This is a genomic window from Pseudomonas sp. HP_12 (assembly GCF_055283955.1).
On record NZ_JBTOQG010000007.1, the window covers coordinates 135,308 to 156,282 of the forward strand.

General features: G+C 60.1%; 19 protein-coding genes. 13 read left to right on the forward strand and 6 right to left on the reverse strand.

Features of this window, described 5'->3' with window-relative positions; genetic code table 11:
* Positions 1-144: 144 nt before the first annotated feature.
* The gene (radC, locus tag ACYASU_RS07540; protein WP_122534164.1) at positions 145-819 is read right to left on the reverse strand and encodes a RadC family protein; all 675 of its coding nucleotides are present in this window, start codon (positions 817-819) and stop codon (positions 145-147) included.
* 132 nt (positions 820-951) lie between these two features.
* Between radC and coaBC the strand changes: the two genes are divergently transcribed.
* From coaBC to ACYASU_RS07565, 5 genes are all read left to right on the forward strand, one after another.
* On the forward strand, positions 952-2,160 hold the full coding sequence (gene coaBC / locus ACYASU_RS07545; RefSeq protein WP_463582436.1) for a bifunctional phosphopantothenoylcysteine decarboxylase/phosphopantothenate--cysteine ligase CoaBC: 1,209 nt from the start codon (positions 952-954) through the stop codon (positions 2,158-2,160).
* A 6-nt stretch (positions 2,161-2,166) separates the two neighbouring features.
* Positions 2,167-2,622 carry a dUTP diphosphatase gene (dut, locus tag ACYASU_RS07550; RefSeq protein ID WP_192171455.1) on the forward strand — a complete coding sequence of 152 codons (456 nt, stop codon included), beginning with the start codon at positions 2,167-2,169 and terminating at the stop codon, positions 2,620-2,622.
* A gap of 1,304 nt (positions 2,623-3,926) precedes the next feature.
* The gene (locus ACYASU_RS07555) at positions 3,927-5,324 is read left to right on the forward strand and encodes a phosphomannomutase/phosphoglucomutase (RefSeq protein WP_463582445.1); all 1,398 of its coding nucleotides are present in this window, start codon (positions 3,927-3,929) and stop codon (positions 5,322-5,324) included.
* A gap of 22 nt (positions 5,325-5,346) precedes the next feature.
* On the forward strand, positions 5,347-6,252 hold the full coding sequence (gene argB / locus ACYASU_RS07560; RefSeq protein WP_192171456.1) for an acetylglutamate kinase: 906 nt from the start codon (positions 5,347-5,349) through the stop codon (positions 6,250-6,252).
* 177 nt (positions 6,253-6,429) lie between these two features.
* On the forward strand, positions 6,430-9,867 hold the full coding sequence (locus ACYASU_RS07565) for a ParB/RepB/Spo0J family partition protein (RefSeq protein WP_463582437.1): 3,438 nt from the start codon (positions 6,430-6,432) through the stop codon (positions 9,865-9,867).
* A 21-nt stretch (positions 9,868-9,888) separates the two neighbouring features.
* Here the strand turns inward: ACYASU_RS07565 and ACYASU_RS07570 are convergent, their stop codons facing one another.
* The gene (locus tag ACYASU_RS07570) at positions 9,889-10,500 is read right to left on the reverse strand and encodes a DUF4124 domain-containing protein (RefSeq protein WP_423571976.1); all 612 of its coding nucleotides are present in this window, start codon (positions 10,498-10,500) and stop codon (positions 9,889-9,891) included.
* 12 nt (positions 10,501-10,512) lie between these two features.
* Entirely contained in the window at positions 10,513-11,154 is a 642-nt protein-coding gene (gene pyrE, locus ACYASU_RS07575) for an orotate phosphoribosyltransferase (RefSeq protein ID WP_093466265.1), read from the reverse strand.
* Positions 11,155-11,236: 82 nt separating this feature from the next.
* On the opposite strand from pyrE, the gene ACYASU_RS07580 reads away from it, so the two are divergent.
* Positions 11,237-12,016: an exodeoxyribonuclease III gene (locus tag ACYASU_RS07580; protein ID WP_065988229.1), complete on the forward strand. Its 780-nt coding sequence runs from the start codon at positions 11,237-11,239 to the stop codon at positions 12,014-12,016.
* Positions 12,017-12,098: 82 nt separating this feature from the next.
* Here the strand turns inward: ACYASU_RS07580 and ACYASU_RS07585 are convergent, their stop codons facing one another.
* Both ACYASU_RS07585 and rph read right to left on the reverse strand, forming a co-directional pair.
* Entirely contained in the window at positions 12,099-12,467 is a 369-nt protein-coding gene (locus ACYASU_RS07585) for a DUF4870 domain-containing protein (RefSeq protein WP_065988228.1), read from the reverse strand.
* A gap of 57 nt (positions 12,468-12,524) precedes the next feature.
* Positions 12,525-13,247, reverse strand: coding sequence for a ribonuclease PH (gene rph / locus ACYASU_RS07590; protein ID WP_122534172.1), 723 nt, complete (start codon positions 13,245-13,247; stop codon positions 12,525-12,527).
* Positions 13,248-13,537: 290 nt separating this feature from the next.
* Between rph and ACYASU_RS07595 the strand changes: the two genes are divergently transcribed.
* From ACYASU_RS07595 to ACYASU_RS07620, 6 genes are all read left to right on the forward strand, one after another.
* Entirely contained in the window at positions 13,538-14,401 is an 864-nt protein-coding gene (locus ACYASU_RS07595) for a YicC/YloC family endoribonuclease (protein WP_192171462.1), read from the forward strand.
* A gap of 13 nt (positions 14,402-14,414) precedes the next feature.
* Entirely contained in the window at positions 14,415-15,035 is a 621-nt protein-coding gene (gene gmk / locus ACYASU_RS07600) for a guanylate kinase (protein WP_192171487.1), read from the forward strand.
* Between the two features lie 129 nt (positions 15,036-15,164).
* Positions 15,165-15,428 carry a DNA-directed RNA polymerase subunit omega gene (gene rpoZ / locus ACYASU_RS07605; RefSeq protein ID WP_025257879.1) on the forward strand — a complete coding sequence of 88 codons (264 nt, stop codon included), beginning with the start codon at positions 15,165-15,167 and terminating at the stop codon, positions 15,426-15,428.
* A gap of 60 nt (positions 15,429-15,488) precedes the next feature.
* Complete coding sequence (gene spoT / locus ACYASU_RS07610; RefSeq protein WP_463582438.1) at positions 15,489-17,597, forward strand: bifunctional GTP diphosphokinase/guanosine-3',5'-bis pyrophosphate 3'-pyrophosphohydrolase; 2,109 nt, start codon at positions 15,489-15,491, stop codon at positions 17,595-17,597.
* Between the two features lie 24 nt (positions 17,598-17,621).
* The gene (locus tag ACYASU_RS07615; protein WP_463582439.1) at positions 17,622-18,002 is read left to right on the forward strand and encodes a RidA family protein; all 381 of its coding nucleotides are present in this window, start codon (positions 17,622-17,624) and stop codon (positions 18,000-18,002) included.
* Between the two features lie 57 nt (positions 18,003-18,059).
* Entirely contained in the window at positions 18,060-18,797 is a 738-nt protein-coding gene (locus ACYASU_RS07620; RefSeq protein WP_192171464.1) for a hypothetical protein, read from the forward strand.
* Positions 18,798-18,924: 127 nt separating this feature from the next.
* Here ACYASU_RS07620 and ACYASU_RS07625 read toward each other — a convergent pair whose 3' ends face one another.
* Positions 18,925-19,785, reverse strand: a complete 861-nt coding sequence (locus ACYASU_RS07625) for an NAD-dependent epimerase/dehydratase family protein (RefSeq protein ID WP_463582440.1) — start codon at positions 19,783-19,785, stop codon at positions 18,925-18,927.
* A gap of 212 nt (positions 19,786-19,997) precedes the next feature.
* On the opposite strand from ACYASU_RS07625, the gene exbB reads away from it, so the two are divergent.
* On the forward strand, positions 19,998-20,975 hold the full coding sequence (gene exbB, locus ACYASU_RS07630; protein ID WP_463582441.1) for a tonB-system energizer ExbB: 978 nt from the start codon (positions 19,998-20,000) through the stop codon (positions 20,973-20,975).

Here is a 20,975-nt window from a genome sequence, read left to right on the forward strand (position 1 = left end):
CCGCTGGATGCACGCGATGCTTAGTAGGACCGGCTTCAGCCGGGAAGAGGCCCGTATATGCGCCGTCAGTTATGCGGTGTGAATGCCGACGTCTTCCCGGCTAAAGCCGGTCCCACATTCTGGCCGCGGCCAGCCACACGGCCGCTACATCAACCCATACTCAACCATCGACAGCGGATCGCCGTCGCCGATGATCAAGTGGTCCAGCACCACCACGTCCACCAGCGCCAGCGCCTGTTTCAGATGCCGCGTCAGGTCGATATCGGCTTCGCTGGCGTCTTTGACGCCGGAGGGGTGGTTGTGACAAAGGATCAAGCCTGCCGAGTTGTGGGCCAGTGCCCGCTTGACCACCTGCCGCGCGTGGACATGCGCCGTGTTGATCGAGCCGTGGAACAGCACTTCGAACGTCTGAACCCGGTTCTTGCTGTCCAGAAACAGACAGCCGAAGACTTCATGCTGCTCGTGCCGTAACAGCGCCTTAAGGTAGCGACGCACCTGCGTCGGGTTTTCCAGCACGGAATCGCGCTTCAAATCCTCGCCCATGTTGCGCCGGGCCATTTCCATGACGGCCTGCAACTGCGCGAACTTGGCGGGTCCCAGACCCAGCTCGCTGCTGAATGCCGTCAGGTTGGCTTCGAGCAACGCACGCAGGCTGCCGAACTGATGCAAAAGGTGCCGGGCCAGGTCCACGGCGCTTCTCCCCGACACCCCTGTGCGCAAGAAAATCGCCAGCAATTCGGCGTCCGACAGACTCGACGCCCCCCGCTCCAGCAGCTTCTCCCGCGGACGCTCTGCCGCCGGCCAATCGCGAATACTCATAGCAGCTCCCTGTATGTGGCGCCGCTGTTCCCGTGCGGTCGCTGTGCTATCTTAGCCGCTCTTTTTTGCGCGACAGTCAGGCCTGGGGAGGCGTAATGATTGCCGCGTGTTAACCGACCTAAAGGCAGGCCTATGAAGCGGCTGTATCGAAAACGCATCGTTCTCGGCGTCGGCGGTGGCATCGCGGCCTACAAGAGCGCCGAACTGGTCCGCCGTTTGCGCGACCACGGTGCGGAAGTCCGCGTCGTCATGACCAAAGGCGGCGCTGAATTCATCACCCCGCTGACCATGCAGGCCTTGTCCGGCCACCCCGTTCACCTGGATTTGCTCGACCCCGCAGCGGAAGCCGCCATGGGTCATATCGAGCTGGCCAAGTGGGCCGACATGATTCTTATCGCACCGGGCACCGCCGACCTCATGGCCCGTCTGGCCCAAGGCATTGCCAACGATTTGCTGACCACCGTGGTGCTGGCGACCGACGCTATCGTCGCCGTCGCGCCCGCGATGAATCAGGCCATGTGGCGCGACCCCTCCGTGCAAGCGAACCTGCAACTGCTCGAGCAGCGCGGCCTGCGTATGTTTGGCCCGGCCAGCGGCAGTCAGGCCTGTGGTGATGTGGGCTACGGGCGCATGCTCGAACCCAATGATCTGGCGCAATCTGCCGCCGATTGTTTCCAGCGACTGACGCTGACCGGCAAGCATGTGCTGATCACTGCCGGCCCTACCCAGGAAAACATCGATCCGGTTCGCTACATCACTAATCACAGCTCCGGAAAAATGGGTTTCGCCCTGGCCGAAGCCGCTGCCGAAGCGGGCGCGCGCGTCACCCTGATCACCGGCCCGGTGAACCTGCAGACGCCTGACCGGGTGTCGCGCATCGACGTTGTCAGTGCCCGGGACATGCTCGCCGCCTGCGAAGATGCCATGCCTTGCGATCTCTTCATCGCCTCGGCAGCGGTTGCGGACTACCGGCCGGAAGTCGTCGCCACACAGAAATTGAAGAAAGATCCCAACACCGGTGATGGTCTTCTGCTGCAGATGGTCCGCAACCCGGACATTCTCGCCAGCATTGCACAGCGCCCGGATCGCCCGTTCAGCGTCGGCTTCGCGGCCGAAACCGAACACCTGCTCGATTACGCCGCCCGCAAGCTCAAAGACAAGAACCTTGATTTGATCGTCGCCAATGACGTCGCCAATCCCAGCATTGGCTTCAACAGCGAAGAAAACGCCTGCAGCGTGATCGACCGAGCGTTGCAAGCGACGCTCTTCGCCCAGACCAGCAAAGCCAAGATCGCGCGGCAGCTGGTGACTTTTATCGCCGATCGCATGAACCAGGTTTAATCACAAATGCACGCTCTACAAGCCAAGATCCTCGACCCTCGCATTGGCAGCGAATTCCCGCTTCCCGCTTACGCCACTTCTGGCTCCGCCGGCCTCGACCTGCGCGCCATGCTGAAAGAAGACACTTTGCTCGAACCGGGTCAGACCCTCCTGATTCCTACCGGGCTGTCGATATACATCGCAGACCCCGGCCTGGCTGCACTGATTCTGCCGCGCTCGGGCCTGGGGCATAAACACGGCATCGTGCTGGGCAACCTGGTGGGCCTGATCGACTCCGATTATCAAGGCGAACTGATGGTCTCCTGCTGGAACCGTGGCCAGACCGCTTTCAAGATCTCCATCGGCGAGCGTCTGGCTCAGCTTGTACTGGTGCCGGTGGTGCAGGCGCACTTTGAAATCGTCCAAGACTTTGACGAGAGTCAGCGCGGCGCAGGCGGCTTCGGCCACTCCGGCAGCCATTGATCCGGTCACAAACACTCACTTTGGCTAACGCATCGCTTTTGGCCTGACGGGCTTTGAGCGGTGCGAAAACAACAAGAACGCGTCAGGACGACCCAGCAGGGAGAGTTAGTTTGAAAGGCATCAAACGCACAGCCAAAGCGACCCCCGTTCCGGAAACAAGTGCCCCGGCCGGCAAAGACGCCAATCTGAGCCTGGCAAGTCCCGGCCTCATTCCTTCGCTCATCGGCCTGCTCGCGGCAATGGTGCTGGTGTGGCTTGCCATCCAAAGCCAGCCGCAGCAACAGGAGCAGCTGGTTCAGGCCTGGGGCAGCGCGCAAGCCGGGGCCGTCAACAAGGCCCTGCGCCAGATCAACGCCGACACCCAGGCCGCCGCGATGGACGCCGCGCTGAGCCAGGCCCTGTTGAGCAACAATTCGTCGGTCATCGAGAGCGCGCAGGCTCAATTGCGTTATCGAGACGGCGTGGTAGGCGCACGGCTCAACCCTGTGGGATTCAACAGCGTAGACACCCAAAGCGCGCTGCCGATCAGCTTCGCCACGTTGGATATGCTGGCCAAGGCCGGCAAGGGTGAAACGCCTGCGCCCGAAGCGCGCAAGGTTGGCGACGCATGGCTGATCTACAGCGCCGCGCCCTTGCGCACGGCGCCAGACGCGCCGATCACCGGCACCCTGTTGCTGGCGTTCAACCCACAGCGGCTGATCAATGCACTGCCCGAGACCCCTGCCGATGCGGGGCAGGTGGTGCTCGTTCAGCAGTTCGGAAACGCCACCGCGCAGAATTTTCTCACGCGCGGCGAAGACGACGGCAGCCGTCCACAAGAATTCTCCACCGGCTACCCCAACTGGAAACTGACCTTTGCGGCCGGCCCCGCGCTGCAAGGCTCGACGCCCTGGCTGATGCTGCTGCTCGCCTTGCTGGTTGCCGCCGGGGCGATGCTGTTGGGGTTGTATCTGAACGAGAGTGCGCTCAAGCGCCGGGTTGCTGCCGACGCGCGGCAGCTTGAGCAACTGCTGCAAGAACTCTCCGGAGGCAAGGCCGTCAAGGCCTTCAGCTTGAGCCTGCCCGCGTTGAACGGGCTCGCTCAGAGCATGGCGCGTTTCTCGCTGCGCAATAATCCAGCGTCAGCAGGGTCGACAGAACAGGGTCAGCCAGCCGGGACACCGCCGCACGGCGCCGCACCGCTCCTTCCGGTCGTGTCGGAGGATGACCACCTGACCGACCCTCTGTTCCAGGACACCGATATCCTCGACCTCGACCTGATCGATGACCACCCTGACTTCCCGCAGTCGGAGCCATCCCGCGTCATGAGCAGCACCGCCTCCATCGCCCCGACATTTCCCGAGACGATTTTCCGCGCCTACGACATTCGCGGCATCGTCGGCGATACGCTGAACGCCGAGACCGCCTACTGGATCGGCCGCGCCGTCGGTGCGGAAAGTCTCGCGCAGGGCGAGCCGCATGTTTCGGTAGGCCGCGACGGTCGACTCTCGGGGCCTGAGCTGGTCGCGGACTTGATCAAGGGGCTGCATGACAGTGGCTGCCACGTCAGCGACATCGGTCTGGTGCCCACGCCGGCGCTGTACTACGCCACCCACGTACTGGCGGGGAAAACCGGCGTCATGTTGACGGGCAGCCACAACCCGAAGGATTACAACGGCTTCAAGATCGTCATTGCCGGCGATACGCTGGCAGACGAGCAGATTCAGGCACTGCACGAACGCATCAAGGCCAACGACCTGCCGTCCGCCAAAGGCAGCGTCATCAAGGTCAATATCCTCGACCGTTACGCCAGCGAGATCATTGGCGATGTGGTGCTCGCGCGGCGCATGAAAGTAGTGGTGGATTGCGGCAATGGTGCAGGTGGCGTTATCGCCCCACAATTGATCGAAGCGCTGAATTGCGAAGTCATCCCGCTGTATTGCGAGGTCGACGGCAACTTCCCCAACCATCACCCTGATCCGGGCAAGCCGGAGAACCTTCAGGACCTGATCGCCAAGGTCCGGGAAACCGGCGCCGATCTGGGACTGGCCTTCGACGGTGATGCCGATCGTGTCGGTGTTGTCACCAATACCGGCACCATCATCTACCCTGACCGCCTGCTGATGCTGTTTGCCCGGGATGTGGTCAAGCGCAATCCCGGCGCTGACGTGATCTTCGACGTCAAATGCACGCGGCGCCTGATACCGTTGATCCACGAATACGGCGGCCGCCCGGTTATGTGGAAGACGGGTCATTCGCTGATCAAGAAGAAGATGAAGGAAAGCGGCGCACTGTTGGCAGGCGAGATGAGCGGACACATCTTCTTCAAGGAGCGCTGGTTCGGTTTCGACGACGGCATCTACAGCGCAGCGCGTCTGCTGGAAATCCTCAGTCAGGAAAAATTCAGCGCCGAGGAGCTTTTCCAGACCTTTCCAAACGATCTGTCCACGCCCGAGATCAACATCAAAGTCACCGAGACCCGCAAGTTCAGCATCATGGAAGCGCTGGAGCGCGACGCCCAATGGGGCAACGCCAACCTCACCAGCATCGATGGTGTGCGGGTCGATTATCCGAAAGGCTGGGGCCTGGTTCGCGCTTCCAATACCACGCCCATGCTGGTATTACGCTTCGAGGCCGAAACCGAGCTCGAGCTGCAGCGGATCAAGGACGTCTTCCATACCCAGTTGAAACACGTAGCACCGGATCTAGAACTTCCTTTTTGACCCAATTTTGAGTGGAGCCCAAATGACCCTCGAACATGATGCCGCAGCCAATGCCGCCAAGGTCCTTTCCGAAGCGTTGCCCTACATCCGACGCTTTGTTGGCAAGACGCTTGTCATCAAATACGGCGGCAACGCCATGGAGAGCGACGAGCTGAAAACCGGCTTCGCCCGCGACATCGTGCTGATGAAGGCGGTGGGTATCAACCCGGTCGTGGTTCACGGCGGTGGCCCTCAGATTGGCGACCTGCTCAAGCGCCTGTCCATCGAAAGCCATTTCATCGACGGCATGCGCGTGACCGACGCCGAAACCATGGACGTGGTGGAAATGGTGCTGGGCGGCCAGGTCAACAAGGACATCGTCAACCTGATCAACCGCCACGGTGGCAGCGCCATCGGCCTGACCGGTAAAGACGCGCAGCTGATTCGTGCGAAGAAAATGAACGTCACGCGTCAGACCCCGGACATGCTCAAGCCGGAAATCATCGACATCGGCCATGTGGGTGAAGTTGTCGGCATCAACACCGACCTGCTGAACATGCTGGTGAAGGGCGATTTCATTCCGGTGATTGCGCCCATTGGCGTAGGCGCGGATGGCGAGTCCTATAACATCAACGCCGATCTGGTCGCAGGCAAAGTCGCTGAAGCCCTGAAGGCCGAAAAGCTGATGCTGCTGACCAACATCGCCGGCCTGATGGACAAGGAAGGCAAGGTGCTGACCGGCCTGACCACCGAGCAGGTCAATGGCCTGATCGCCGACGGCACTATCTACGGCGGGATGCTCCCAAAGATCCGTTGCGCACTGGAAGCGGTTCAGGGCGGCGTGAACACCTCGCATATCATCGACGGCCGTGTGCCGAATGCCGTGCTGCTGGAGATTTTTACCGATACCGGCGTTGGCACTTTGATCAGCAATCGCAAGCGTCACTGATTGCCGCTGTAAAAAGCCCCGCCCGGCCCACTGCCGGTCGGGGCTTTTTTACGGCCAGGTTTTAGTGGCGCCCACACAGGCTTCAGACTTATCCGACCGGCTAAAGCGCCATCTGATGACAGTCACACCCTCAGGAACTGAACACCGTAGGTCTCGCTCATTATTTCGAGACCTCTTATGTCCACGCTGCATCGCAATACCCCGCCACCCGTTCAACCAGAATCCTCATTGGAACTCCTTTTGCCCGGCGAGCAGCCGAATGTAGAGCTGGCGCCCTCGGCAGATCTGTTGGAGCCCTACGTCAGCGCGCAGTCGCTGACCGGGCACGACGCGCTTGAGGACGTCGCGCCATTCAGTGGCGTTTACAACGTCGACGGCCTGCTGTTCATCGAACTCGACGGCCGCACGTACGAAGTGGAATTCGATACCGACAACTTCCGCTTCAACCTTGTGGCACCTCGGGCGCCTGATCACGGGATGGACGAAAGCGCCGAGGCGCCAGCGAACCGGGAGCAGGTTCTACGCGGCTGGCACCCGACCTACCTCGCCGGCAGCCAGAGATGGTTGCTTTTACCCGCTACTTCACGCGTGAGTAGCACCATAGAGCCTGCCCGACTCATGACGCTGCCTCATCAGGTCGACGCTTTGTTGACGACCGGGGATCTGGTCAGAATCAACGACACGGTCGGGCGTTTCCTGTTTCAAAACACGCCACAGCCGAACGACACCCAAGGTACGCAGACGCTGCTGTCGCTCCTCGCAGCCCCCCATTTGGCCGTCTTGAAGCCAGGCGCCAACGCTGCCAGGCCAACGCAAAAATCCCTGAGCATCGTCCTCGACTCGATGCTCAGCTCTGCGCCGGCTGAGACGCTCGCCGGTCAACTGCTCAAGGCGCTGGAATGGTACGGCGGCGAGGATGGTGAGGTCACCGCCCCGGTCATTCGCCAGCAACTGGTATGGGCGGCACTCATGCTGGAGCTCAATCCCCCCGAGTACCAAAGGCCAGGACACGTTGCGGGTTGTGATCTGGAGGGGCCGCAGAATTGGGGCCTGACCTACCGGCAGCGTCAGACACGGCTGCTCAACGCACTCGCAGCAAAGACCGCCACGCCTGAGCTGGCGCTGTACATCCTTTCGCCTGCCATTCCTGACTTCGTGGTGGAGGGCATCGATGAAGACCTGCGATACGGCACGGCGGCGTGGGTGAATTTCGTTCATGGCGTATCACTCGGCAATACGCTTGCTCCAGCGTTGGCATCGACGCTCACGTTCGAAGAAGTGATTCAGTTGCCCATGAACTTGAGCAAGGAGGCGAGCTATGAAGAGCTGACCCTGATTGCCACCACCCGCGCACTTCCCAGCCTGACGTGGGCGACCGCCAATGGGCTATCGCGCAGTGAGGGCACTAACGACTTTTCGCTGTCGGAGATGGACGCGGCAGCGGCCGCCCTGGACGGTTACATTGCCAATGCGTTGGAGGCGGCCGAGGGAATGACCCGTGAGGTACCTGATCGCGTTCGACTAGCGATGGGCAAGCTTCGCGACATTTTTGGCGCCGAGGCCGACGACATCAAAAAAATGCTCATGTATCCCGCCGCCTTCAGCAGGCGACTTGAACATTTATTGCGCAGTGACCCCTCAAGCGACGCTTCTCGTTTTTACTTGCTGGACGTTTTTTCAGCGGGAGAACTGGTGAACGGGACCGACACGTTCGAACCTGTCACGCCCCGAGCGCCAGTCAGAGGGGGGTTTGACAGGATCTCGACCCCGCTTATCGGCATCGATATTCCGAGGATGTTTGAAGCGCAATACCGGTTCTATGAAGCGCGAGCAAAAGCCGCCTACGCATTTATCATCGAGGAGTTGCTGACGCAGTTGCCCGCCGAGGATCGAAGAGCGCTTCACTGCGGGAGGGTGAAGATTCATACGGTGCGCACTTCCACGGGGAAGCTCGCAGGCTTCGAAGTGCCACAAGACAGAGAACGTAAGCGGGGTCGATACGGTTTTATCCTCGAATGTGCGGACCGGGAAAACACTTTTTACTACGAGCTTTTCCCTCTCGTGGGCGTTGCCGTACGTCATACCCATTTGGCAATTCCTACCCGGCGTGCGCATCCCTTTCCTTCAGCACTGCCCTCAGCGCTGGAAATCGTGTCCGGAAGCGCCGTGGGTATCGACTGGGACGCCTACGCCAACCTTACCAAGCCACAACCCGGCAAAACCTCTGTGGTCATCAGCGAAATGGTCGCCGAGCTCGCCCCGCTCGCCTCCCTGTCCGACGATGCAGGCACTGCCCTGACATCGGCACGCCTGAAGGACATTTCGTTCGAGGTAGCGACAACCCACCTGTTTTTTTACTCCCATGACGCCTACCTCTATCACCGCCATCAGACAGCATCGGAAGAGGTGGCCAGCAACTACCCTCCACTTTTGCGCCGTCTTGAACTGTTCGTTCCAGGTCTCGCCTGCGTCAATGCGATTGCGACGGATGAGTCTCCCGCCGTCGCCTGTACGCTGGACGCGCTCACCTTCGGCATCCCGGCATTGAGGCTTTTACGAGGTGCAATCAGACTGGCATTCAATGCGGGCAAGCTGAGTGTTATGCGGGCCCTGCCGACATTCGCGCAGCTGATGCCCGCCGTATTTCTGAGCTCTGCTCATGTGTATCGAGCGACACGCGCTTCCAGCACTTTCATGCCTGGGGCCATCGGCAAGCTGCTCGCTTCAAAGGCGTTCAATATGAACGCCTTTCATGCCCTGGCTCGTCGAATGCACGGCATCGCCAGGTCAACAGCAGGCATAAGCCAGGGCCTGCGCCACGTCTCTGGCATCCCCACCATCACAACGCCCACGCAATGGCACGGCACGAGCACCATGGATGTCCTCGCCAAAGTCGGGGACATTGAGAATGTGCCGGTGCGCAGAATCTCCAACGCTGTGTCTCGCACGCAGGGCGCCTATTACCTGATTACCTCGGGGTGCGCATATGGCCCACGGCTGATCGCGCGACGAGCCATGGGGAATTCACTGCAACGCATCAACGGCAGGACGGGCTATCCCCTGTCTGGCCGAGGCGCGATGAAAAGCCCCATCGCGGGACCCGATAGCGGCACGCTGGGCCCTGCGATCGATGCCACTGCTGATCTGGCAGACGTGATGAAGGTCAATGGCATCAGTGCAACGCCAGAGCAGCTCACTGCCATCAGAGAAGCGGTGGAGGACGGAACGCCGCTGTTTATCTACGAAACCGCCAACGGCAGCAAAAGCATCGCGCTCCATGATGTGTACGACGGGGTATATCTGGACGCCCTCACCAACTTGCGGGTGAGCGTTTTCAGGTTTTATAACCATGCCACCCTGAAAACATGGCGTGTAGAACCTGCACTTCAGGCTAATGTCATGCAGGTCGCCCCACAGCGCCTGAATCCCGGTCGAGGAGAGTTGATTCAGAAGCGGCTGGACGACATCAAGTCAGGCATTACCGAGGGGCAATACCTGCCGCCTATCCACGTCAGGGAGCTGGAAAACGGCGCTTATCCGGTGGTCAACGGCAATCATCGGCTTGCCGCTGCGCTCGACATGCAGCTTGAGACTGTCCCAGTGCTGATCGTCTGATCCGAAGCGAGGGCGCGCAGGCTAGCGGCCCAAAAGCTTCTGCAACCGCGCACGATCTTGCGCGAACTCGGTTTCGGCCTGGGTTCGCGCAGTCTGATAGCGCAGGATGTCGACTTTCAGGTTCTGCTGCTGATCGCGCAGGTCGTCCATCTGATCGAGCAGCGTCTTGGGCACAGGATGCCCTGCCCGCTCCTGATCAGCCGCCTGCGTCTGAAGTGCGCCCTGCTGCGTGACGAGGTTCTGAATGTTGCCTTGAGCCACGACGATCAAGCCGTCGAGTTCAGCGAGCCGACGATTCTTCGCCCGGTCGACGTCTTCGACGCTGGTGTACAGCCGAAGCAGATGCGCATCGGCGTCGGACTGCAGCTTGGCGGCCTGGGCATCGCGGAGTTCATCGGCCGAAGGTGCAGGCGGTATCGTCTGCACCACGCGACCGCGCTGATTCAGCACTTCATAACCCTTGCCGACGTACTCCGGGGGCACGCCCTGGCGATCGAGCACGGTCACGCCGCGACTGTCGACGTAGCGATACAGCACGATGCCCGGGGCGTCGTCCGCTTGAACACTCGCGATGCAACCCAAACCCAGCGACAGACAAAAACCCAACGTGCCCAGCTTGAGCATAAACCGCATCCTTTTGGAGGCTCAGATTCCGTATTGAGCCCGGTAAGCCTCGACGGCAGGCAAGTGCTGCTTGAGCTGCGGATCATCGGCCAGGAATTCCAGCACCTGATTCAACGAAACGATGCTCACCACCGGAATGCCGAAATCACGCTCGACTTCCTGTATGGCAGACAGCTCGCCATTGCCGCGCTCCTGGCGGTTCAACGCGATCAGCACGCCGGCAGCGTTCGCGCCCTGGGCCTGAATGATCTGCATGACTTCGCGAATCGCGGTGCCTGCAGTTATTACGTCATCGATGATCAGCACATTGCCGGTCAACGGCGCGCCCACCAGGCTGCCGCCTTCGCCATGGGCCTTGGCCTCTTTGCGGTTGAAGCACCAGGGTAGGTCGAGGTTGTGATGGTCGGCCAGCGCCACGGCAGTCGCCGCTGCAAGGGGAATACCCTTGTAGGCCGGGCCGAACAGAACATCGAAGGAGATACCGCTTTCAACAACGGCAGCGGCGTAGAACTTACCCAATTGGGCGAGGGCCGAACCACTGTTGAAAAGACCGGCATTGAAGAAGTAAGGACTGGTGCGCCCAGACTTCAATGTGAACTCACCGAAGCGCAAAACTCCGCGATCGATGGCAAAACGAATGAAATCGCGTTGATACGCCTGCATGAAAAAAGCCCCGAATACCACGGATTTAGCTAATTAGGTAGAGCTCGGGTATCATACACGCACGTGATTTTTGGGGCCATTTATGCGGATCATCAGTGTGAACGTTAATGGTATTCAGGCTGCAGTCGAGCGTGGTTTGCTCAGTTGGCTGCAAGCCCAGAATGCCGACGTCATCTGCCTTCAGGACACCCGCGCCTCCGCCTTTGAACTGGACGACCCAGCCTTCCAACTGGACGGCTACTTCCTATATGCCTGCGAAGCCGAAGTGCCTGCCCAGGGTGGCGTGGCGCTTTACTCGCGGCTGCAGCCGAAGGCAGTTATCAACGGTCTTGGTTTCGAGACGGCTGACCGTTACGGGCGTTACCTGCAGGCAGATTTCGACAAAGTCAGTATCGCTACCTTGCTGCTTCCTTCCGGGATGAACGGCGATGAAGACTTGAATCAGAAATTCAAGCTCATGGACGATTTCGGCAAGTACCTCGACAAGCAGCGGCGCAAACGTCGCGAGTACATTTACTGTGGCTCGCTGTATGTGGCGCAACAGAAGCTGGACATCAAGAACTGGCGTGACAGCCAGCAATCTCCGGGCTTCCTGGCACCAGAGCGTGCATGGATGGACGAGATCGTTGGCAACATGGGTTACGTCGATGCCCTGCGCGAAGTCAGCCGTGAAGGCGATCAGTACAGCTGGTGGCCGGATAACGAACAGGCCGAGATGCTCAACCTGGGCTGGCGCTTCGATTATCAACTGCTGACCCCGGGCCTGCGTCGTTTCGTACGCAGTGCGCGCCTTCCACGCCAGCCGCGCTTCTCGCAACACGCGCCGCTGATCGTGGATTACGACTGGACGCTCACCATCTGACGTTCAGTAGCTCAAAAAAAGCCGACGTGAAGTCGGCTTTTGTTTGTCCGCAGATCAGGCATTTGCCGATCTCCGTGAAGTCTTACTTGATCAGCCGCCAGGTAAACGGATAGCGGTAGGCGACGCCGTCATTGACCTTGACGCCCGCGATGATCGTCAGCACCAGCGCGCCGACGCCCACCAGCATCAACAGCGGAAAGCCGATAATCACCACCATCAGCAAAAAACAGATCATCGCGGCGATGGCGACGGTGATCTGAAAATTGAGGGCTTCCTTGCCCTGGGCATCGATGTACGGGTCGACTTCTTTCTTGAGCTGCCAGACGATCAGGGGCCCGAGCAAATTGCCGAACGGGAAGATCAGGCCGAAGAACGCCGCGAAGTGGCACAGCATTGCCCACTGACGGACTTCTTTACTCGGCGTTGGCAACGGCGACTGACTCTCGATCATCATGCTTTCCCTGTTTTGATGTAGTGCTCTGACGTGGTGTTCTGACGTAGAAACCGATCAGTCGGCCAGTGCCGCCTGCTGCAGTTCGAAGATTTCGTTCATGCCTTTTTGAGCCAGTGCCAGCATCGCGTTCAAGTCTTCAGGCTGGAACGGTGCGCCCTCGGCAGTGCCCTGCACTTCGATGAAACCGCCCGCATTGGTCATGACCACGTTGAGGTCGGTCTCGGCCGCAGAGTCTTCAAGATAATCCAGGTCCAGGACCGGCTCGCCCTGATACATGCCCACCGATACGGCTGCGATCATCTGCTTCAGCGGATCGCCACCCTTCAGGCCGCCACGCTTTTTGATCGATTTGAGTGCATCGATCAGCGCAACCATGGAGCCGGTGATCGACGCAGTGCGTGTCCCGCCGTCGGCCTGGATCACGTCGCAGTCGACATACAAGGTGATTTCACCCAGCTTGGACATGTCCAGTGCCGCACGCAGCGAGCGGCCGATCAGGCGCTGGATTTCGAGGGTACGGCCGCCCTGCTTGCCACGGCTGGCTTCGCGCTGGTTACGCTCGCCCGTTGCGCGAGGCAGCATGCCATATTCAGCCGTCAACCAGCCCTGGCCCTGCCCCTTGAGAAAACGCGGAACGCCGTTTTCAACGCTGACGGTGCAGATCACCTTGGTATCACCGAACTCGACCAGCACAGAACCCTCGGCGTGCTTGGTGTAGTTGCGGGTGATGCGGATCGGGCGAAGCTGATCGGCAGCGCGACCACTTGGACGTTTCATCTGGGATACCTGAACTGGGAGACGGAAAACTGGTCTGCATTATAGAGGTGCAGGCACGGCTTGGGACATCTAATGACACATTGCTCACAATGGACGCTGCTGATGTGCACTGCCGGACAACTTGGTCACGACGCCGCGCATCGCTTGCGACAATGCCACATTTGGGCGCACACCCTGCACTGAGCTACAATCCTGCGCCTTTATAGCCAGTCGTTTCCCCACGACACTTTGCCGGGGATTCATCCCGGACCGGCTATCCGCAAACGCCTGAATTTATAGAGGTACTTCCCATGGTGCACAGCATGACGGCTTTTGCCCGCGCTGAACGAGCCGGCCCACAAGGCACGCTGAGCTGGGAAATGCGCTCGGTCAATCACCGTTACCTCGAACCCCATTTGCGCCTCCCGGAATCCTTCCGTGACCTCGAAGGCGCTGTACGTGAAGCGCTGCGCCAGGGCCTTTCTCGGGGCAAAATCGAATGCACCCTGCGTTTTACTGAAGAAACCGCAGGCAAACCGCTGCAGGTTGATCGCGAGCGCGCAGGGCAACTGGTCGCGGCAGCGGAGATCGTTGCCAGCCTGATCAAACAACCTGCTGCGCTGAACCCGCTTGAAGTGCTGGCCTGGCCGGGTGTGCTGGTGGCCGACGCTGCCGATCCGCAAGCGCTCAACAACGATGCCCTGGCCTTGTTCAACGAAGCCCTCGAAGAACTCAAGGCCGGGCGCGCCCGCGAAGGCGCCGATCTGGCCAGGCTTCTCGACGAACGGCTTACCGCGATCAAGACTGAAGTCGCGACCTTGCGTACGCTCGTGCCGCAGATGCTCGCCGCCCAGCGCCAGAAGGTGCTCGATCGCTTTGCCGACATGAAGGCCGAGCTCGATCCGCAGCGTCTGGAACAGGAAATGGTCCTGCTGGCGCAAAAAAGCGACGTCGCCGAAGAACTCGACCGCCTGAGCACGCACGTCACCGAGGTTCGCCGCGTGCTCAAAGCCGGCGGACAAGCCGGGCGCCGGCTGGATTTTCTGATGCAAGAGCTCAACCGCGAAGCCAACACCCTGGGCTCCAAAGCCTTTGATCCTCGAAGCACGCAAGCTGCCGTCAACCTCAAAGTGTTGATCGAGCAGATGCGCGAACAAGTGCAGAACATTGAGTAAGGCCACCTCCAACATGACCCACAGCACCGGCACCCTGTACATCATTTCCGCCCCGTCGGGCGCGGGCAAGACCAGTCTGGTCAACGCCCTGATCAACGCTCAGCCGCAGATTCGCGTGTCGGTGTCCCACACCACCCGGGCCATGCGTCCGGGAGAAGTGGACGGCGTGAATTACCACTTCGTCGACCGCGCCGAGTTCGTGCGCATGATCGAGCACGGCGACTTTCTCGAACAGGCTGAAGTCTTCGGCAATATGTACGGGACCTCACAAAGCCGTTTGCAGCAGACGCTGGACGAAGGTCATGACCTGATTCTGGAGATCGACTGGCAAGGTGCGGAGCAGGTTCGCAAACTGATGCCCCACGCCCGCTCGATCTTCATTCTGCCGCCGACCCAGCAGGCGCTGCGCCAGCGTTTGACCAACCGGGGCCAGGACAGCGACGAGATCATTGAAGGCCGCATGCGCGAAGCCGTCAGCGAAATGAGTCACTACGCCGAATACGATTACATTGTGATCAACGACGATTTCGCCACGGCGCTCGAAGACCTGAAAGCGATCTTCCGCGCCAATTTGCTGAGCCAGGAGCACCAACAGCAGCGTCATAGTCAGCTGTTGTCGCAACTGTTGGCCTGATCGGTTTTTGCCCGGCAAAACCGGGCTATTGAAATCAGCGCTTCCCTAAACGCTGGTGATTTTTTAGACTGTCGAGTCCGCTCGCCCATTCGGGCACCGCGCATATCGCATTTGCTACGAGGAATACCCATGGCCCGCGTGACCGTTGAAGACTGCCTGGAACATGTAGATAACCGTTTTGAGCTGGTCATGCTCGCCACCAAGCGCTCGCGTCAACTGGCGACCGGTGGCAAAGAGCCAAAGCTGGCATGGGAAAACGACAAGCCTACCGTAGTGGCCCTGCGTGAAATCGCTGCAGGCCTGATGGATTACGCTGTTATCGCAGAAGCCGAAATCGTTGAAGATGAACCATTGTTCGCCGCATTCGAGGACGAGTCCAGCGAGGCCGTCTAAGCCTATGCCTGGTCGACGTAGCAAGGCGCAGGGTCACAGCCTTCGGCAAGGAGATTTATCTTGCCGAGCATAGACGCCCTCGCCGATCGCCTCTCGACCTACCTCGGCGCAGACCAGGTCAATCTGGTCCGCCGGGCGTACTTCTACGCCGAACAAGCCCACGACGGCCAACGCCGTCGCAGCGGCGAAGCCTACGTCACGCATCCGCTGGCGGTGGCCAATATTCTTGCCGACATGCACATGGACCATCAGAGCCTGATGGCCGCCATGCTGCATGACGTGATCGAAGACACCGGCATCGCCAAAGAAGCGCTCTGCGCACAGTTTGGCGAAACGGTGGCCGAATTGGTCGACGGGGTCAGCAAACTGACCCAGATGAACTTCGAGACCAAAGCCGAAGCTCAGGCCGAGAACTTCCAGAAGATGGCGATGGCCATGGCGCGGGACATCCGTGTGATTCTGGTCAAGCTCGCCGACCGCCTGCATAACATGCGCACGCTGGAAGTCCTTTCCGGAGAGAAGCGCCGTCGCATCGCCAAAGAAACCCTCGAAATCTACGCCCCTATCGCCAATCGTCTCGGCATGCACAGCGTGCGCATCGAATTCGAAGACCTGGGTTTCAAGGCGATGTACCCGATGCGCTCTTCGCGCATCGGCCAGGCGGTCAAGCGCGCGCGTGGCAACCGCAAGGAACTGGTCAACAAGATCGAAGAGTCGCTGAGCCACTGCCTCGCTGTTGACGGCATCGAAGGCGAAGTCAGCGGTCGTCAGAAGCATTTGTATGGCATCTACAAAAAGATGCGCGGCAAGCGCCGGGCCTTCAACGAGATCATGGACGTCTACGCGTTCAGGATCATCGTCGACAAGGTCGACACCTGCTATCGCGTGCTCGGCGCTGTGCATAATTTGTACAAGCCGCTGCCCGGCCGCTTCAAGGATTACATCGCGATCCCGAAAGCCAACGGCTATCAATCGCTGCACACCACCCTGTTCGGGATGCACGGCGTGCCCATCGAAATCCAGATTCGTACCCGCGAAATGGAAGAGATGGCCAACAACGGCATCGCCGCGCACTGGCTGTACAAATCTTCTGGCGATGAACAGCCGAAAAGCACCCACGCGCGGGCCCGTCAGTGGGTCAAGGGCGTACTGGAAATGCAGCAGCGTGCGGGTAACTCGCTGGAATTCATCGAAAGCGTGAAGATTGACCTGTTCCCGGACGAGGTCTACGTGTTCACGCCCAAGGGCCGAATCATGGAGCTGCCGAAAGGCTCCACGGCGGTGGACTTCGCGTATGCCGTGCACACCGACGTCGGCAACAGCTGCATCGCCTGCCGGATCAATCGCCGGCTGGCGCCGCTGTCCGAACCGCTGCAAAGCGGCTCGACCGTCGAGATTGTGAGTGCGCCGGGAGCACGTCCGAATCCGGCCTGGCTCAACTTTGTCGTGACCGGCAAGGCCCGCACGCACATCCGTCATGCGCTCAAACTGCAGCGCCGATCGGAGTCGATCAATCTCGGCGAACGCCTGCTGAACAAAGTACTCAACGGCTTCGACAGCACGCTGGAAAAGATTCCGGCCGAACGCGTGCGCCTTATCCTTGCCGAGTATCGGGTCGAGGTCATCGAAGACCTGCTCGAAGACATTGGCCTGGGTAACCGCATGGCTTACGTGGTCGCTCGCCGATTGCTGGCCAGTGAAGGCGATCAACTGCCAAACGCAGAAGGTCCACTGGCTATTCGTGGCACCGAAGGCCTCGTCCTCAGTTACGCCAAGTGCTGCACGCCGATTCCAGGCGACCCGATCGTCGGACATCTGTCCGCAGGCAAAGGCATGGTCGTGCACCTGGACAACTGTCGGAACATCGCGGAAATCCGCCACAACCCCGAGAAGTGCATTCAGCTGTCCTGGGCCAAAGACGTCACCGGCGAATTCAACGTTGAGTTGCGCGTCGAACTGGAACACCAGCGTGGCCTGATCGCCTTGCTCGCCAGCAGCGTCAACGCCGCGGACGGCAACATCGAAAAAATCAGTATGGATGAACGCGATGGTCGCATCAGCGTGGTCCAACTGGTTGTCAGCGTGCACGACCGCGTGCATCTGGCTCGTGTGATCAAGAAACTGCGCGCCCTGGCCGGCGTGATCCGCATCACCCGTATGCGCGCGTAGTCAAACCGCAAACAGGAGTTTTTCATGAGCAAGACCGTCATCTCCAGCGACAAAGCCCCCGCCGCCATCGGCACCTACTCCCAGGCAATCAAGGCGGGCAACACCGTCTACATGTCGGGCCAGATTCCGCTGGACCCGAAGACCATGGAACTGGTCGAAGGCTTTGAAGCACAGACCGTTCAGGTCTTCGAAAACCTGAAGGCGGTGGCCGAAGCGGCAGGCGGTTCGTTCAAGGACATCGTCAAGCTGAATATCTTCCTCGCTGACCTGAGCCACTTCGCCAAGGTCAACGAGATCATGGGCAAATATTTCGAACAGCCGTACCCGGCGCGCGCCGCCATTGGCGTGGCAGCGCTGCCGCGTGGCGCTCAAGTCGAAATGGACGCCATTCTGGTCATCGAGTAAATCCCGGTGCGGAGCTCAAGCACGCTCCGCCTCCTCAGAAAAGGAAGGACTCCGCCCATGCGCGTTGCGTTTGCCCTCTCGCTGCTGGTCGCACTGCTCAGCGGCTGCGCCAGCCACTCCGACAAAAGCCCGGACGGCACCTGGATCAACCAGGCGGCCATCGACGCGGCAGCCCAAGGCGGCAACCTGCGTCAGGCGCTGCTGGCCTACGGCCCGAATCTGGAATGGAACATCAACACCAAGGCCGGACAAGCCACTGCTTCAAACGGCTTCGAGCTGAGTGAAGGCAAGATCGCCAGCAATGCCGACGGCAAGCTGCGCGTCGACTTCTACGGCAATGCGTCTGATGAGCTGACCATCAAGGGCGATGAGCTGGTGCAGCGCGCCAGCGACACCGGGCCTGAGCAGCATTTCCGCTCGCCGAAAGAAGCCCCACCGGCCGGCGCGCAACCCGGCACCAGCTTTGAGCGCGCGCTCTACACCGCCTACCTTGGCGGCAAGTGGACCATCGTGAATGGCGACGGTCAGGGCAGCACGGTTGAATTCCTGCCGGACGGCAGCGTCAGTGGCCTGCCAGGTAATGATCGCTACGCACTGTGCCTGGCCGGCGACTGCGCGGCCATGAGCGGTGAATACGACAGCATGTGGCTGGAGAAGAACGAGCGCGGTAACCCGTGGATCTTCGTTCGCAACGGCAAACAGCTGGAGTTGTTCCAGGCCGTAAATAACGCCCAGGCAACCGAAATGCCGGACCTTCGCCCGGGCGAGAAGCGCTGGGTGCTTGAGAAGAACTGATACAGCGAACGTCGTTGTTGTGGGAGTGAGCTTGCTCACGAAAGGGCCTTTCAGCCGCTGGATACTTAGCGGCTGTGCCACCCTCTTCGCGAGCAAGCTCGCTCCCACAGGATTTCAGTGATCCGACCTACTTCGGCTGGTCTGCCAGCATCGCCTCATACCCTTCTTTATAAGTCGCATAAAGCGGCGTCCAGCCCAGCGCTTTGGCGCGGGCGTTGCTGCAGCGCTTGCTGCCGGCGCGGCGCACGCTGTGTTCATCCGACCACTCTGTGACGCCCAGACGCTGACGCATCCAGTCGACCACTTCGGCCAGCGGCGCGGGCGCATCGTCGACGCCGATATAACAGTCTTCCAGCGCTACATCGTCTGCAGCAGCGCGCAGCAAAAACGCCAGCAGCCCGGCCGCGTCATCAGCATGAATACGGTTGCCATACAGGGGCGGATCAGTTGCAACACTGTAGCCCTGACGTACACGGTTCATTAGATCACTGCGTCCCGGGCCGTAAATCCCGGTCAGCCTGACGATGGTAGCTGGTACACCGCTGTCCAACGCCACTTGTTCAGCTTCGCGCATGACCTGGCCTGAGTACCCGGTCGCTTCGACTGGCGACGTTTCATCAACCCACTCGCCGTGCTGCTGGCCATAGACGCTGCTGCTGGACACGAACAATATCCGCTTCGGCCTCTGTCCGCTGCGCTCGCTCCAGCCCAGCACGTGCCGAAGGCCTTCCACATAAGCCGCGCGGTAACCCGCCTCATCCCGGTCAGTAGGTGTGGCGCAGTAGACCAGGTAATCCAGTCGCCCTTCCGGCCAGTGAGCGGGAATGCGGGGGTCGAAAAGATCGCCGCTGACGCCTAGCACGCCGTTGGGCAGTTTCTCTACCGAGCGGCGCAGGCCGTACACGGTCCAGTCATCGGGCATAAGTTGGGAGGCCAGTCGGCTCCCGATATCGCCACATCCAGCAATCAAAACGGATGGCGCTGACATGTCCAATCTCCACATCACTTGTTGAATTTGAGCCTGTAAAGCGGGCTGTAAAACCGACCATTGGGACGCATTCTCATGAAAAAAGAGACGCTCTTACTTTTGTTAACAAGAATTACTTGCAATAATGACGGCCCTTTGTTCTCCTCCGCTCGCCTCGCGCCAGCGTGACGCTCTCAGAACGAACACCTATTTTCATATCAGGTCGGGCCAGCATGACATCTATTCAAACCCCCGCTTCGTCCATTGCCAACCGAGGTCTGCCACGCGCAGGACGCGCCATTGCCGCGCTGCTGTTCAGCCTGATGTTGACGCCCATAGCGCTCGCCGACTCCAACGCTCCCGTACAAAAGCCCGCCGTACAGGCCGAGGCGCCAACCGCCACTCCGGTTGACCCTGCGACAACGCCAGGCGTTCAAGAACTGACCCCGGCATCTGCTCCGGCTGAGTCGCTTGATGCCGCTGCGGAAGATAACAGCCTGGGCATGTCCCACGACCTCTCGCCCTGGGGTATGTACAAGAACGCGGACATCATCGTCAAAGCCGTGATGATCGGTCTGGCCATTGCATCGGTCATTACCTGGACCATCTGGATCGCCAAGGGCTTCGAACTGCTGGGCGCCAAGCGTCGTCTGCGGAGCGAAATCGCTGCGCTGAAACGTGCACGCAACCTGGACGAAGCCAGCGCAGGGGCGAAGAAAGACGGCACCCTTTCCCATTTGCTGGTGCACGACGCACTGGAAGAGATGCGCCTGTCGGCTAACACCCGCGAACGGGAAGGCATCAAGGAGCGCGTCGCTTTCCGCCTTGAACGGCTGGTCGCTGCTTGCGGCCGCAACATGAGCATGGGCACTGGCGTGTTGGCTACCATCGGCTCGACTGCGCCGTTTGTGGGCCTGTTTGGCACCGTATGGGGGATCATGAACAGCTTTATCGGCATCGCCAAAACCCAGACCACCAACCTGGCTGTTGTGGCGCCGGGCATCGCGGAGGCCTTGCTGGCCACCGCACTGGGTCTGGTTGCCGCGATTCCTGCCGTCGTCATCTATAACGTCTTCGCCCGCTCCATTGCCGGTTACAAGGCGCAAGTCTCCGACGCTTCGGCGCAGGTTCTATTGCTGGTCAGTCGCGATCTGGATCACCAGCCTGCGGTCGAGCGCAGCCAATCGCCGCACATGGTAAAGATGGGGTAA

What these genes read in the sequence shown, in the direction of transcription:
- rpoZ (WP_025257879.1), top strand. Translation starts at nt 15,165, where the DNA reads ATGGCCCGCGTGACCGTTGAAGACTGCCTGGAACATGTAGATAACCGT.
- radC (WP_122534164.1), bottom strand. Translation starts at nt 819, where the DNA reads ATGAGTATTCGCGATTGGCCGGCGGCAGAGCGTCCGCGGGAGAAGCTG.
- pyrE (WP_093466265.1), bottom strand. Translation starts at nt 11,154, where the DNA reads ATGCAGGCGTATCAACGCGATTTCATTCGTTTTGCCATCGATCGCGGA.
- rph (WP_122534172.1), bottom strand. Translation starts at nt 13,247, where the DNA reads ATGAAACGTCCAAGTGGTCGCGCTGCCGATCAGCTTCGCCCGATCCGC.
- exbB (WP_463582441.1), top strand. Translation starts at nt 19,998, where the DNA reads ATGACATCTATTCAAACCCCCGCTTCGTCCATTGCCAACCGAGGTCTG.
- ACYASU_RS07620 (WP_192171464.1), top strand. Translation starts at nt 18,060, where the DNA reads ATGCGCGTTGCGTTTGCCCTCTCGCTGCTGGTCGCACTGCTCAGCGGC.
- ACYASU_RS07580 (WP_065988229.1), top strand. Translation starts at nt 11,237, where the DNA reads ATGCGGATCATCAGTGTGAACGTTAATGGTATTCAGGCTGCAGTCGAG.
- argB (WP_192171456.1), top strand. Translation starts at nt 5,347, where the DNA reads ATGACCCTCGAACATGATGCCGCAGCCAATGCCGCCAAGGTCCTTTCC.
- ACYASU_RS07570 (WP_423571976.1), bottom strand. Translation starts at nt 10,500, where the DNA reads ATGCGGTTTATGCTCAAGCTGGGCACGTTGGGTTTTTGTCTGTCGCTG.
- gmk (WP_192171487.1), top strand. Translation starts at nt 14,415, where the DNA reads ATGACCCACAGCACCGGCACCCTGTACATCATTTCCGCCCCGTCGGGC.
- ACYASU_RS07595 (WP_192171462.1), top strand. Translation starts at nt 13,538, where the DNA reads ATGGTGCACAGCATGACGGCTTTTGCCCGCGCTGAACGAGCCGGCCCA.
- ACYASU_RS07625 (WP_463582440.1), bottom strand. Translation starts at nt 19,785, where the DNA reads ATGTCAGCGCCATCCGTTTTGATTGCTGGATGTGGCGATATCGGGAGC.
- coaBC (WP_463582436.1), top strand. Translation starts at nt 952, where the DNA reads ATGAAGCGGCTGTATCGAAAACGCATCGTTCTCGGCGTCGGCGGTGGC.
- ACYASU_RS07585 (WP_065988228.1), bottom strand. Translation starts at nt 12,467, where the DNA reads ATGATCGAGAGTCAGTCGCCGTTGCCAACGCCGAGTAAAGAAGTCCGT.
- ACYASU_RS07615 (WP_463582439.1), top strand. Translation starts at nt 17,622, where the DNA reads ATGAGCAAGACCGTCATCTCCAGCGACAAAGCCCCCGCCGCCATCGGC.
- ACYASU_RS07555 (WP_463582445.1), top strand. Translation starts at nt 3,927, where the DNA reads ATGAGCAGCACCGCCTCCATCGCCCCGACATTTCCCGAGACGATTTTC.
- ACYASU_RS07565 (WP_463582437.1), top strand. Translation starts at nt 6,430, where the DNA reads ATGTCCACGCTGCATCGCAATACCCCGCCACCCGTTCAACCAGAATCC.
- dut (WP_192171455.1), top strand. Translation starts at nt 2,167, where the DNA reads ATGCACGCTCTACAAGCCAAGATCCTCGACCCTCGCATTGGCAGCGAA.